The sequence below is a fragment of the Streptomyces sp. NBC_01707 genome (assembly GCF_041438805.1).
Classification (GTDB): domain Bacteria; phylum Actinomycetota; class Actinomycetes; order Streptomycetales; family Streptomycetaceae; genus Streptomyces.
This window is the reverse complement of the sequence record NZ_CP109190.1, coordinates 5,899,688-5,912,386: the sequence shown is the minus strand read 5'-3', so window position 1 is coordinate 5,912,386 and position 12,699 is coordinate 5,899,688. Positions and strand designations below refer to the sequence as shown.

Here is a 12,699-nt window from a genome sequence, read left to right as displayed (position 1 = left end):
AGCTCTCAGGGGGTTGCCCCCCGGCACATCAGACCCGGGTCAGCTCGCGCTCACCCTGGGCGTCACCGTGCCCCTCGCCGTCGGACGGAGTCCCGCCGAGCTGCTTGCGCAGCTTCTCGCCCTCCACGTCGACGTTGGGCAGCAGCCGGTCCAGCCAGCGCGGCAGCCACCAGGCGCGCTTGCCGAGCAGGGCGAGGACCGCGGGCACGATCGCCATCCGGACGACGAACGCGTCGAAGAAGACCGCGATGGCGAGCGAGAAGCCGATCATCTTGATCATCGACTCGCTGGAGCCGATGAACCCGGCGAAGACCGCCATCATGATCACGGCCGCGGCGGTGACGACGCGGGCACCGTGCCGGAAGCCGGTGACGATCGCCTGCGGGGGCTTCTCCCCATGGACGTACGCCTCGCGCATCCGGGTGACGAGGAAGACCTCGTAGTCCATGGCGAGGCCGAAGACCACACCCACCATGAAGATCGGCATCATGGACATGATCGGGCCGGTCTGTTCGACACCGAAGAGCGAGCCGAGCCAGCCCCACTGGAAGACCGCGACGACCGCGCCCAGGGCCGCGACGACCGAGAGCAGGAAGCCGAGGGCCGCCTTCAGCGGTACCAGCACCGACCGGAAGACCAGCATCAGGAGCAGGAACGCCAGGCCGACGACGAGCGCCAGGTACGGCAGCAGCGCGTCGTTCATCTTCTGCGAGAAGTCGATGTTCATCGCCGTGGAGCCGGTGACCAGGACCTCGGCGCCGGTGTCGGACTTGATGTCCGTGCCCGCCTCACGGATCGCGTGGACCACGTTCTCCGTTTCGGCGGAGCTCGGCCGGTCCTGGGGGACGACAGTGATCATCGCGGTGTCGCCGGCCTTGTTGAAGGTGGCCGGGGAGACGGCGACGACGTGCGGGATACCGGAGATGTCGTCGGTGACCCGCTTGACCGCGGTCCTGCCGTCCGAGCTGTTCGCCGTGTCCACGACGACCATGAGCGGACCGTTGAAGCCGGGGCCGAAGCCGTCGGAGAGCAGGTCGTAGGCGCGGCGCTGAGTGGTGCTGGTGGGCTGGGAGCCGTCGTCGGGCAGGCCCATCTCCAGGGAGGCGGCCGGCACGGCGATGGTCCCGAGACCGATGACTCCGACCAGCAGCACCCACACCGGCTTGCGCAGCACGAACCGCGCCCACCGGGTGCCCATGTTCGGCCTCGGCTCCGACCTGATCTCCGCCTCGGCGGCCTTGCGCGCCTTGCGCCCCATCACCCGCTTGCCCGCGAAGCCCATCATCGCCGGGACCAGGGTCAGTGCGATGAGGACGGCGATGGCGACCGTACCGGCCGCGGCGAAGCCCATCTTCGACAGCATCGGGATGTTGACGACAGCCAGGCCGACCAGGGCGATGACCACGGTGAGACCGGCGAAGACGACCGCGGAGCCGGCCGTGCCGACCGCCCTCCCCGCCGCATCCTCGCGCTCGCGGCCCTCGGCCAGCTCGGCGCGGTAGCGGGAGACGATGAAGAGCGCGTAGTCGATGCCGACCGCGAGGCCGATCATCATCGCGAGGGTGGAGGTGGTGGAGCCCAGGTCGAGCACGTTCGCCAGCGCCGTGATCGTCGAGACACCGATGCCGACGCCGATGAGCGCGGTCAGCAGCGGCAGCCCGGCCGCGATCAGCGAACCGAAGGTGATGACCAGCACGACCGCCGCGATCGCCACACCGATGATCTCGGTGGCACCGGTCTCCGGCATCACCTGGAGCGCGTCACCGCCGATCTCCACGGTGAGCCCGCTCTGCTGCGCCGCCGTGCCCGCGTCCTTGAGGTCGTCCCGTGTCGCGTCGGTCAGCTCCATCGAGCTGACCTTGTAGGAGACGGAGACGTACGCGGTGGAACCGTCCTTGCTGACGGCCTTGCCCGTGTACGGGTCGGTCACCGAGGCGATCTGGTCCGAACCGGACTTCAGCTCGTCCGCGACCTTGCGCACCTCGGCCTTGTTGGCCGGGTCCGTCATCTTCTCGCCGTCGGGAGCCTTGAAGACGACCCGTGCGGTCGCACCGTCGGCGCTGGCGGCGGGGAAGCGCTGTTCCAGCAGGTCGAAGGCCTTCTGTGCCTCCGTACCCGGAATGGAGAAGGAGCTGGAGGTGGCAGTGGACGCGGAGGCCGCGCCGAATCCGGCGAGCGCCAGCAGCGCCACCCAGACGAGGGCGACATAGCGGCGGCGCCGGAAGGCGAACCGTCCGAGTTTGTAGAGGAATGTGGCCACGGAGGCGTACTCCCGGTCAGGTCGTGTGAGTGGAAAAGGGCGTGAGGAACCAGCCCGACGACGAGAGCGGCGTGTCAGGTGGGGCTTGGGGAGAGGGCCGTACGGAGGGGACGCGGTCAGACGCCGAGAGCGGGGAGGATCACGGAGTCGACATAGTCGATGAGAAACGCCCGGTCGACGGCGCGGTCCTCGACCAGCTGCCGAGCGGCGAAAGCACCGATCAGCATGTGCGGTACATATTTCAGCGCCGGGTTGTCCGGACGCAGCTCACCCCGGTCCACCGCTCGGCGGAGCAGCGTGTCGAGGCCGGTCATCTCCGGCTCGATGAGCAGCTCGCGCAGGGCCTGGTGAAGATCGGGGTTCTCGTGGACGGCATGCATCAGGCCCCGCATCAGCGCGGAGTCCTTCTCCATCTGGCAGTCGTCGGCACGGCCGAGAGCGGCGTGGAAGTCGCCGCGCAGCGAGCCGGTGTCGATCTCGGCAAGGCCGCCCGGCTTGTTGTGCCGCAGTGCCTTGACGGCCAGCTCCGCCTTGCTCCCCCACTGGCGGTAGAGGGTGGCCTTGCTGGAACGGGTACGGGCGGCGACGGCATCCATGGTCAGGGCGTCGTAGCCGACCTCGCGCAACAGGTCGAGCACCGCGGCGTACATCTCGCTCTCGCGCTCAGGCGTGAGCCTGGTGCGTGCCATGGTGCGACCTCCTGTTCTCCCGGTCGTACGTCATTCGCTCGTACGTCATCGATCGAACGAAACTGTTTCGTACACATCGACCCTCGCCGACTCAGCGAAACTAAATCGTTTCGCTTGTGTGCTGCACCACAACTCGGCGCGCCACGAGTTGCCGGGGCCCTCTCGCGCGGAAAGCATTGGGGGGTGAGTGACGACGTCGCGTATCTCCGTTTCCCGCACCTCCACGAGGACCTGCTCTGCTTCGCGGCCGAGGACGACCTCTGGGTCGCTCCCCTCGTCCCCGAGGGGCACCGGCCCGGCCGGGCTTGGCGGGTGACCGTCGACCGGACCCGGGTCAGCCACCCGCGCTTCTCCCCCGACGGGACCCGTATCGCCTACACGACCTGGCGCAGCCTCGACCCCGAGATCCATCTCGCCCCGGTCGAGGGCGGGCCGGCCCGCCGACTCACCTACTGGGGTGCCACCGACGCCCGGGTCCGCGGCTGGACGCCCGACCCCGGCGAGCAGTGCCACATCCTCGCCGTGTCCTCGCACGCCCAGCCGTTCTCGTACTTCTCCTGGGCCTACAGCGTCCCCACGGACGGCTCCCCCGGCGGGAAGCTCCCCTGGGGCCCGGTCGCCGACATCGCGGTCGCGGACATCGACGGCGAGCGGCGCACGCTGCTGCTCACCGGCACGCCGCCGCACGAACCGGCCGCCTGGAAGCGGTACCGGGGCGGGGCGATGGGGCGGCTGTGGCTGCACGGCGTGCGGCTGCTGCCCGATCTCGACGGCCATCTGGACGCACCGATGTTCGTCGGCGGGCGCATCGCGTTCCTCTCCGACCACGAGGGCGTCGGCAACCTCTACTCCTGCCTGCACGACGGAAGCGATCTTCGCCGCCACACCGACCACGACGCGTTCTACGCCCGGCACGCCTCCAGCGACGGGCACCGGGTCGTCTACCAGTGCGCGGGGGAAGTGTGGCTGGTCGACGACCTGTCGCCGGACGCGGTGCCGCGGAAGCTGGAGGTGCGGCTCGGCGGACCGCGGGCCGGGCGGCGCACGTACCAGGTGCCGGCCGCCAGCCATGTCGACTCGCTGGCCGTGGACGAGACGGGCCGCGCGAGCGCCGTCGCGGTACGCGGCAGTCTGTACTGGCTCACCCACCGCGACGGGCCGGCCCGCACGATCACCGACACACCGGGGGTCCGGATCCGGCTGCCCGAGATGCTCGGCAGCATGGGCCAGGTCGCGTACGTCACGGACGCGGACGGTGTGGACGCGATCGAGATCGCCTACCTGCCGCGCGCCAGTGGACCCCGGGAGCCGCGTCGGCTGGCCTCCGGGCAGATCGGCCGGGTCCAGGAGCTGGCCTCCGACCCGGACGGCGAACAGCTCGCGATCGCGACGAACGACGGCCGCCTGCTGCTCCTGGAGACCGCCGAGGAGTCCACCGGCGAACCGACCGAACTGATCCGCTCCATCAACGGCCCCGTCCGTGATCTGGCGTTCTCGCCGGACGGCGCCTGGCTGACCTGGTCCCACCCCGGGATCGGCCGCTCGCTGCGGCAGATCAAACTGGCCCGGATCATGGGGCCCGGCGCGCCGGTGATCGTCGATGTCACCAACGGCCGCTTCGAGGACGAGAACCCGGTGTTCACGGGCGACGGCCGGTACCTCGCGTTCCTCTCCTGGCGCGGCTTCGACCCGGTGTACGACGTCCACACCGGCGACCTCTCCTTCCCGCTCGGCTGCCGCCCGTACCTGGTGCCGCTCTCCTCGGCCACCCCGTCCCCGTTCGCTCTCTCACCGGAAGGGCGCCCGGCGGCGGGCGGCCTCGACCCGGTCGACACTCCGGAAGCGACCCCGGTCGAAGGGGCCACGGTCACGGTCGAGTTCGAGGGGCTGGAGAACCGGGTGACACCGTTCCCGGTCACCGCGTCGAAGTACTCGGAGCTCCATCCGGTCAGCGGCGGCGGGCTCGTCTGGCTTCGCTGGCCGATCTCCGGCGCGCTCGGCGAGACGTTCGTCAACCCGGCCGACACCTCGGGTCGCCCCACCCTCGAACACTTCAACATCACCAAGGCCAGAAAGACCGAACTGGTCGGCCATCTCGACTGGTTCGCCGTCAGCGGCGACGCGACACGGCTCGTCGTCATGGACGACGGAGAACTGCGGGCCGTACCGGCCACCGAGGCCGGCGACAGCGACTCGACGGTCTACCTCGACCTGCGGCGGATCCTGCACGACGTCGACCCACCGGCGGAATGGCGGCAGGCGTTCGGGGAGGCGGGCCGCATCATCCGCGCCTACTTCTGGGAGCCGGACATGTGCGGCATCGACTGGGAGGGCGTGCTCGACCAGTACCGGCCGCTGGTCGAACGGGTGGCGACGCCGGACGAGTTCGCCGACCTGATGCGCGAGGTGCTCGGCGAACTGGGCACCTCGCACGCGTACGTGGCGCCCGCCCGCCGCAACGAGGGCCCACCGCACTACCAGCGGCCGATCGGACTGCTCGGCGCGAACCTGGTGTGCCGGGACGGAGCCTGGGTGGTCCGGCGGATCCTGCCCGGCGACTCCTCGGACTCCAAGGCCCGTTCACCGCTCGCCGGCACCGGAATCCGGGAGGGCGCGGTCCTCACCCATGTCGACGGTCGCCCGGTCTGCCCCGTCGCGGGCCCCTACCCCCTCCTCTCCGCGGCGGGCGGCACCACGGTCGAACTCACCTTCCAGCCCGCCGAGGGCGAGGGCCCCGCGCGCCGCGTCGCGATCGTGCCCCTGATCGACGAGCGGCCGCTGCGCTACCAGGACTGGGTGGCCAAACGCCGCGAAGTCGTACGCGAACTGAGCGGCGGCAAGTGCGGCTACCTGCACATCCCCGACATGGGCGGCTCGGGCTGGGCCCAGTTCAACCGGGACCTGCGCCTGGAGGTCTCCCGCCCCGCCCTGATCGTCGACGTACGCGGCAATGCGGGCGGCCACATCAGCGAGCTGGTGGTCGAGAAACTGACCCGCACGATCCTCGGCTGGGACCTGACCCGCAACGCCCAGCCGGTCTCGTACGCCTCCAACGCCCCTCGGGGCCCGGTGGTGGCCCTCGCCGACGAGGCGACATCCTCCGACGGCGACATGATCACCGCCGCGTTCCGCCTGCTGGAGCTGGGCCCGGTCGTGGGTCAGCGGACGTGGGGCGGCGTGGTCGGCATGACCGGCCGGCACCGGCTGATCGACGGCACGGTGATCACGGTGCCGATGAATGCGGCCTGGTTCGACGCGTACGGCTGGTCGGTGGAGAACCGGGGTGTGGAACCGGATCTGGAAGCCCTGCGCACCCCGCTGGACTGGGCGGAGGGCCGTCACGCGGTGCTGGACGACGCGGTGCACGTGGCCCTGGACCTCCTGAAGACCCGGCCTGCCGCCACGCCGCCCACGTACGACGCGGTCCCGGACCGGGCACGCCCACCCCTGCCCCCGAGGTGACTCGGCGCGGGGGCCCGGCTCCACGACTTGTCCTCGATCACCGGACGGGCTGATCACCCGCGCCCGCTACGAGGGTGACCGCGCGCGAGTGTGTCCCCACGCCGATGGCAATTCCCGAGCCCCGCCCGACAACGGCGAGCCATGAGTCCCGTCCGCTGACCGCAACTTGTGAGCCCGTCCACCGACGACAGCTCGCGAGCCATGTCCAGCGACGGCAACTTGTGGGCACACCCGGCGACGGCAACGCGTGAGCCCGTCCGCCGACGGCAACCCGTCAACTCTTGCACCGACAGCAGCTCGTGAGCGCCGCCCGCCGACGGCAGCTCGTAAGCCCCCTCCAGTGAGAGCCACTTGTGGACCACGCCCCGACGGCAACTGGTGAAACCGTCCGCCGACGGCCCTACGAGCCCGTCCGGCGATTGCGGACAAGGGGCCGCGGGGGCTTGCCCCCGGATTCTCGAAAGGGGCGGGGTGGGAAAGGAGAACCCCCACGCACGCGAAAGGCGCGCCCGGTCTCCCGGGCGCGCCCCTCATCCGCGCGAAGCCTCAACCCACGCCTCCGCGCAGGTCACCAACGATCAAGTCAAGACTCGTCGTCGATCCGGTCGTGCGTGCCCCGCGCCGCGTTCCGCGACGTGTTCTGGGACCTGTCACGACCGCGCTCCGACGCCTCGGACGACGACCGCTGCCGCGCGTCGCCCTTCTTGTCGCCGACGTTCTTCTTCGCCTGGTCGGCGAGCTCCTGCGCCTTGTCCTTGAACTGGTCTGCGATACCCATGCTGTTCACTCCTAGTGGGGTGCTTGGGGGTGGTCCGTAAGGGCCTCGACCAGACTTACACGGCAGGACATCCCACGCATTTCGATCAGTCACGCTGAGTGCCCGCACCCCGCGCGCCACCCGCTCCTCCCGCGCCCCGCGCGCTCTCGTCCGCCGCGCCCCCGGCCCCCACGAGCCCCTTGCTCACGCCCTCCAGCCGCGGCCCGAACCGTTTCATCTCGCGCTGCCCGACCACCCCGATGACCGCCGGCAGGTAGCCCCGTACCGACTGCATGCCCCGCAGCCACCACTGCGCGTACACATGCGCGGAACGCCGTTCGATGCCGGCGACGATCCGGTCGATCGCCGGGCCCAGCGGATACGTACGATTCGCCGGCCAGGGCAGCCGCTGCCGCAACTCCCGCATCACGTCGTCCTCGTCGGCGCCCCGCACCATATCGGTGTCCGTCCAGGACAGATAGCCGACGCCCACCTTCACCCCCCGGTACCCGACCTCCGCCCGCAGGCTGTGGGCGAACGCCTCCACGCCCGACTTCGACGCGCAGTACGCGGTCATCATCGGCGCCGGGGTGATCGCGGCGAGCGAAGCGATCTGCAAGAAGTAGCCGCGGCTCTCCATCAGTACGGGCAGGAACGCCCGCCCCGTCACCGCGCCGCCGATCAGGTTGACCTCGATGACCCGCCGCCACGACTCCGGGTCGGAGTCGACGAACGGCCCGCCCGAGGCGACCCCCGCATTGGCGACGACGACATCGACCTTGCCGAACCGCTCCTTCACCTCCTGCGCGACCTGCGCCATCGCCACATGGTCGGTGACGTCCGCGTACCAGTGGTCGCTCTCCGCGTGCAGCCGCTCGGAGACCTTCTTCAGCTCGTCCGGCTCCAGGCCGACCAGCGCCAGCTTCGCACCGCGCGCCGAGAGCTTGCGGGCCAGCAGCTCGCCCACGCCGCGCGCCGCGCCGGTGACGACCACGACCTGTCCTTCGAGACTGCGCCTGCCGCTCATACGACCTCCTCCTCAACACTGTCACCGACCGTGCCGGCGACAGGGGTGACATACCCGGCGACCAGTTCCCGGATCTTCGCGGTGACGGCCTCCGGCGCCTCCACCGGTGTCATGTGGCCCATGCCCGCCAGCTCGGTCAGTCCCAGACAGTCGGGCAGCGCGGCCGCGAGGGCGCGGGCGTGGACCGGCGGCGTCAACCGATCCTCCGTGCCGGCGATCACAGCCGTGGGCACCCGCAACTCCCGTACCCCCGAATCGAGATCGAGCTCAGCGAGCACATGCCCCCAGGCGACCCGGGACGCCCTCGGACAGGCGTGCACGATCCTGGCACAGGACTCGACTCGCTCCGGCGCCGAACCGGGGCCCATCGTCGCGTACTTGAGAATCCGCTTGGAGACAGGTGTGACCGGCCCGAGCGGGGCCCGCGCCCCGAGGATCGCGCGGGTCATCCGGGTCCGGACGGTACCGGCCCGCATCGGCACGACGAGCGACTCGTCGATCAGCCGCGAACTGCCGGTGCTGCACAGCAGTACGGCCGCCGCGTGCTCACGCAGCCCGGCCCGACGCGAGGCGGCCATCAGCGTCATGCCGCCCATGGAGTGCCCGGCGAGCACCGCCTTCTCGCCCGGGGCGAGAGCGGCGGCGAGCACCGCCTCGAGGTCGTCGGCGAGCGCGTCGGTGCTGTACCCCTCGGGACCGACGACGGGCGTTCGCCCGTGTCCGCGCTGGTCGTAGGCGACGACCCGGTGGTCCACCGACAGGTCCCGGATCTGCGCGGCCCAGAAGTGGGTGTTGCAGGTCCAGCCGTGCGCCAGCACCACTGCGGGGGCGTCGTCCGGCCCGTACACCTCGACGTGGATGCGGGAGCCGTCGGCGGAGACGGCGGTCAGTTCGCGCACGGGCACCGGCGGGGCGTCCTCGCGTCGCAGCAGCCGGCTCATCGCGCGACCTCCTCGGCGACGGACTCCCGGCCGACGACGGTCTCGGCGGCATCAGCCTTCCGAGGCCGGATGACCTCGTACTCCCCGAGGTCCACCGTCCGTGTCGCCCGGCGGAATTCACCCGTCGTTCCGGGCCAGACCGTGGTGTTGCGCCCGTTGGCGTCCAGATACCAGCTGGTGCAGCCACCGGTGTTCCAGACGGTCCGCTTCATCCGCTCCTGGACCCGCCGGTTCCACATACCGACCGCCGACCTCCGCGCGCCGAGCGCGACCCGTCCGCCCAGGACGTTCAGCTGGCGCAGGTAGTCCGCCATGTAGTTCAGCTGGGACTCGATCATCAGGATCATGGAGGAGTTACCCAGCCCCGTGTTGGGGCCGATGATGGTCATCCAGTTGGGGAAGCCCGCGGCGGTGGCGCCACGCAGCGACTGCATGCCGTCCTTCCAGGACTCGGCGAGCGTGATGCCTTCCGCGCCGACGACCCGGTCGGCGATCGGCATGTCCGTCACATGGAAGCCGGTGCCGAAGATGATCACGTCGACCTCGGTCTCCGTGCCGTCGGCGGCGACGACGGTGGAGCCGCGCACCTCCGTCAGCCCGGAGGCGACCACATCCACATTGGACTGGGCGAGAGCCGGGTAGTAGGTGCTGGAGAGCAGGATCCGCTTGCAGCCGATGCGGTACGAGGGGGTCAGCTTGGCCCGCAGCGCCGGATCCTTGATCGCCCGGGCGATGTTGGACTTGGCCATCCTCTCGACGAGACCGAGCTCGTTCGGGTGCTTGGTGAAGGCGCCGACCTGCAACTCCCGTATGCCCCACAGCAGTCCGCGGCGCGCGGCACCGGTGAACGGCAGCGTGCGGTGCAGCCACCGCTCGGCACCACTGATGCTGCGGTCCATGCGCGGCATGACCCACGGCGGGGTGCGCTGGAACAACGTCAGCTTCCCGGCCTTCGGCTGGATCGCCGGCACGATCTGGATGGCGGAGGCACCGGTGCCGATCATGGCGACGCGCTTGCCGGTCAGGTCGTAGTCGTGGTCCCAGCGGGCCGAGTGGAAGACCTTGCCGGGGAAGTCGGCGAGACCGGGGATGTCCGGCATCTTGGGGTCGGAGAGCGGGCCGGTCGCGGAGACGACGACATCGGCGACGATCGTGGTCCCGTTCGCGGACTCGATCGTCCAGTTCAGCTCGTCGCCGTCCCACCGCATCATCGTCACTTCGTGACCCAGCCTGATGTGCGGACGCAGCCCGAAGGTGTCGGCGACGCGCTCCAGGTAGGCCCGTATGTGCTCCTGCCCGGAGAAGGTGCGCGGCCACTCCGGGTTGGGGGCGAACGAGAACGAGTAGAGGTGGGACGGTACGTCGCAGGCACAGCCCGGATAACTGTTGTCGCGCCAGGTGCCACCGACGGAGTCGGCTCGCTCCAGGACGACGAAGTCGGTGATGCCTTCGCGGCGCAGCCGGACCGCGGCCCCCAGGCCCCCGAATCCGGATCCGATCACCGCCACTCGTACGTGCTCGTGCTGGGCCATGCTGCCGCCTCCCGCGGTACGTCACACGACTCTGCCAGCAATCACTGGCATTGTGGGGAGAGTAGAGCAGCTCCGTACCGATGGGTAGGGGTCGGGCAAGGGAAAGTTACCGACGGTACAACATAGGGTGCCGTTGTGGCTGAAGGACGCGAGCACCGCGAATACCGCATGGAGGAGCTGGCCAGGGAGGCCGGCATCCCCGTACGGACCGTGCGCTTCTACCGGGAGCGCGGGCTGATCGCGCCACCGCGCCGGGAGGGGCGCATCGCCTGGTACGACGACCACCACCTGGCGCGACTGAGGACGATCGCCGGCCTGCTGGAGCGCGGCCACACCCTCACCGGAATCGCCGATCTGGCCCGGACGTTCGAGAGCGGCCGCGATGTCGCCGAGGTGCTCGGGCTGGGCGAACCGACCGAGGAGACCCCGGTCCGCCTCACGCCCGAACAGCTCGCGGACTACTTCGAGGGCGAGGTCACCCCCGAGAACCTCGCCACCGCTCTGGACCTCGGCTATCTCGCCACCGACGGCGACGAGATCGTGCACATCAGCCGCCGCCTCCTGGAGGTGTCTGCGGAGCTGGTACGGGAAGGGGTGCCGCTCTCCACCGTGCTCTCGGCGGGCCGCCGGGTCCGCGAACACGCGGACGCGCTCGCCGAACTCTTCGTCGGGGTGATGCGGTCCCACTCCACCGAGGCCGAACCCACCCAACTCCGCCCGCTCGCCCGCGCGGTGGTGGACGCGGAACTCTCGATGGCCTTCGACCGCAGGCTGCGCCGCGACGACGGCACCGGGCCGAAGCCCTCGGAGACGAAGACGCCGGAGACGTAGCCCTCGAACCGTCACCCTCGGATCCGTCGCCCGAAATTGCGTTGCCCGCACCCGTCCCGTGCGCCAGGCTTCCGCCCATGCCTGACAACGATCCGAGCAGTTCGCACGGGGTGGCCGCCCTGTTCTCCCGCGGTCGGCTGACCGCGATCCCCCGCAAGCCGGCCCGCCGCGAACAGCTGCTCGTCCACCTCGCCCGCACGCTGTTCGAGCCGGACCGCACCTACAGCGAGCGCGAGGTCAACGAGGCGCTGCTGACGGTGCACGACGACTACTCGGCGCTGCGCCGCTATCTCGTGGTGGCGGGCCTGCTGACCCGCCCCAAGGACGGCAGCAGCTACCGCCGCACCCTCACAGGTTGAAGACGGCCGTCACCGGTGCGTGGTCGCTCCATCGCTCGGCATGCGTGGCGGCCCGCTCGACCCATGCCTTCACCGCACGCCCGGCGAGACCGGGCGTCGCCACCTGGTAGTCGATGCGCCAGCCGGTGTCGTTGTCGAAGGCCCGCCCCCGGTAGGACCACCAGGAGTACGGCCCCTCCTCGTCGGGGTGGAGCGCCCGCACCACATCGACGTAGGCGGCCTCGTCGAAGACCCGGGTCAGCCACTCCCGCTCCTCCGGCAGGAAGCCGGAGTTCTTCTTGTTGCCCTTCCAGTTCTTCAGGTCGGCCTCCTGGTGGGCGATGTTCCAGTCGCCGCACACCAGCACCTCACGGCCGTCGGCCGCGGCCCGCACCTTGAGCCCCTTGAGGTACGACAGGAAGGCGCCCATGAAGCGCTCCTTCTCGTCCTGCCGCTCCGTGCCGACCTCACCGGACGGCAGGTACAGGCTCGCCACCGTCACACCGGGCAGGTCGACCTCGACGTACCGGCCGCTGTCGACGAACTCCTCGCTCCCGGCGTCCCCGAACCCGCCGAACCCGATCTGCACCCGCTCCGGCGCCCGGCGCGTGTAGAGCGAGACCCCGGCCCGCCCCTTGGCGGCGGCGGGTGCGTGCACGGCGTGCCAGCCGTCGGGCTCACGCACCTCGGCGGCGAGCTGCTGCGGCTCGGCCCGCACCTCCTGCAGGCAGATCACATCGGCATCGGTCTGCGCCAGCCACTCGATGAAGCCCTTCTTCGCGGCGGCGCGGAGCCCGTTCACATTTACGCTGGTCACGGTGAGCATCCCGGCACCATACCGACTACCGGATGCCGCATACAT

Annotated in this window: 10 protein-coding genes; 3 read left to right on the top strand and 7 right to left on the bottom strand. The window is 70.4% G+C overall.

Annotated features, from left to right (window positions below):
• Positions 1-28: 28 nt before the first annotated feature.
• Both OG963_RS26660 and OG963_RS26655 read right to left on the bottom strand, forming a co-directional pair.
• Positions 29-2,260 carry an MMPL family transporter gene (locus OG963_RS26660; protein ID WP_093776438.1) on the bottom strand — a complete coding sequence of 744 codons (2,232 nt, stop codon included), beginning with the start codon at positions 2,258-2,260 and terminating at the stop codon, positions 29-31.
• A gap of 116 nt (positions 2,261-2,376) precedes the next feature.
• The gene (locus OG963_RS26655; protein ID WP_030926709.1) at positions 2,377-2,949 is read right to left on the bottom strand and encodes a TetR/AcrR family transcriptional regulator; all 573 of its coding nucleotides are present in this window, start codon (positions 2,947-2,949) and stop codon (positions 2,377-2,379) included.
• A 183-nt stretch (positions 2,950-3,132) separates the two neighbouring features.
• On the opposite strand from OG963_RS26655, the gene OG963_RS26650 reads away from it, so the two are divergent.
• On the top strand, positions 3,133-6,411 hold the full coding sequence (locus OG963_RS26650) for a S41 family peptidase (RefSeq protein WP_093776436.1): 3,279 nt from the start codon (positions 3,133-3,135) through the stop codon (positions 6,409-6,411).
• A gap of 583 nt (positions 6,412-6,994) precedes the next feature.
• On the opposite strand, the gene OG963_RS26645 is transcribed toward OG963_RS26650, so the two are convergent.
• From OG963_RS26645 to OG963_RS26630, 4 genes are all read right to left on the bottom strand, one after another.
• A complete protein-coding gene (locus OG963_RS26645) occupies positions 6,995-7,189 on the bottom strand; it encodes a hypothetical protein (protein WP_093776434.1) in 195 nt (64 codons plus the stop codon).
• 85 nt (positions 7,190-7,274) lie between these two features.
• Entirely contained in the window at positions 7,275-8,195 is a 921-nt protein-coding gene (locus tag OG963_RS26640) for an SDR family oxidoreductase (RefSeq protein WP_093930391.1), read from the bottom strand.
• A complete protein-coding gene (locus tag OG963_RS26635) occupies positions 8,192-9,136 on the bottom strand; it encodes an alpha/beta fold hydrolase (protein ID WP_093776430.1) in 945 nt (314 codons plus the stop codon). The genes OG963_RS26640 and OG963_RS26635 overlap by 4 nt, the downstream gene beginning before the upstream one ends.
• The gene (locus OG963_RS26630; RefSeq protein WP_093776428.1) at positions 9,133-10,668 is read right to left on the bottom strand and encodes an NAD(P)/FAD-dependent oxidoreductase; all 1,536 of its coding nucleotides are present in this window, start codon (positions 10,666-10,668) and stop codon (positions 9,133-9,135) included. The genes OG963_RS26635 and OG963_RS26630 overlap by 4 nt, the downstream gene beginning before the upstream one ends.
• A 168-nt stretch (positions 10,669-10,836) precedes the next feature.
• On the opposite strand from OG963_RS26630, the gene OG963_RS26625 reads away from it, so the two are divergent.
• Together OG963_RS26625 and OG963_RS26620 are read left to right on the top strand one after the other, a co-directional pair.
• Positions 10,837-11,499 carry a MerR family transcriptional regulator gene (locus tag OG963_RS26625; RefSeq protein ID WP_030926698.1) on the top strand — a complete coding sequence of 221 codons (663 nt, stop codon included), beginning with the start codon at positions 10,837-10,839 and terminating at the stop codon, positions 11,497-11,499.
• 77 nt (positions 11,500-11,576) lie between these two features.
• On the top strand, positions 11,577-11,858 hold the full coding sequence (locus OG963_RS26620; RefSeq protein WP_319739047.1) for a DUF2087 domain-containing protein: 282 nt from the start codon (positions 11,577-11,579) through the stop codon (positions 11,856-11,858).
• Here the strand turns inward: OG963_RS26620 and OG963_RS26615 are convergent.
• Complete coding sequence (locus tag OG963_RS26615) at positions 11,848-12,663, bottom strand: exodeoxyribonuclease III (RefSeq protein ID WP_093776424.1); 816 nt, start codon at positions 12,661-12,663, stop codon at positions 11,848-11,850. The two genes, OG963_RS26620 and OG963_RS26615, sit on opposite strands and share 11 nt — an antisense overlap.
• Positions 12,664-12,699: the final 36 nt, after the last annotated feature.

Excerpts from the sequence above, each read along its gene's own strand:
- OG963_RS26615 (WP_093776424.1), bottom strand. The coding sequence starts at position 12,663 with ATGCTCACCGTGACCAGCGTAAATGTGAACGGGCTCCGCGCCGCCGCG.
- OG963_RS26630 (WP_093776428.1), bottom strand. The coding sequence starts at position 10,668 with ATGGCCCAGCACGAGCACGTACGAGTGGCGGTGATCGGATCCGGATTC.
- OG963_RS26640 (WP_093930391.1), bottom strand. The coding sequence starts at position 8,195 with ATGAGCGGCAGGCGCAGTCTCGAAGGACAGGTCGTGGTCGTCACCGGC.
- OG963_RS26635 (WP_093776430.1), bottom strand. The coding sequence starts at position 9,136 with ATGAGCCGGCTGCTGCGACGCGAGGACGCCCCGCCGGTGCCCGTGCGC.
- OG963_RS26625 (WP_030926698.1), top strand. The coding sequence starts at position 10,837 with ATGGAGGAGCTGGCCAGGGAGGCCGGCATCCCCGTACGGACCGTGCGC.
- OG963_RS26645 (WP_093776434.1), bottom strand. The coding sequence starts at position 7,189 with ATGGGTATCGCAGACCAGTTCAAGGACAAGGCGCAGGAGCTCGCCGAC.
- OG963_RS26655 (WP_030926709.1), bottom strand. The coding sequence starts at position 2,949 with ATGGCACGCACCAGGCTCACGCCTGAGCGCGAGAGCGAGATGTACGCC.
- OG963_RS26620 (WP_319739047.1), top strand. The coding sequence starts at position 11,577 with ATGCCTGACAACGATCCGAGCAGTTCGCACGGGGTGGCCGCCCTGTTC.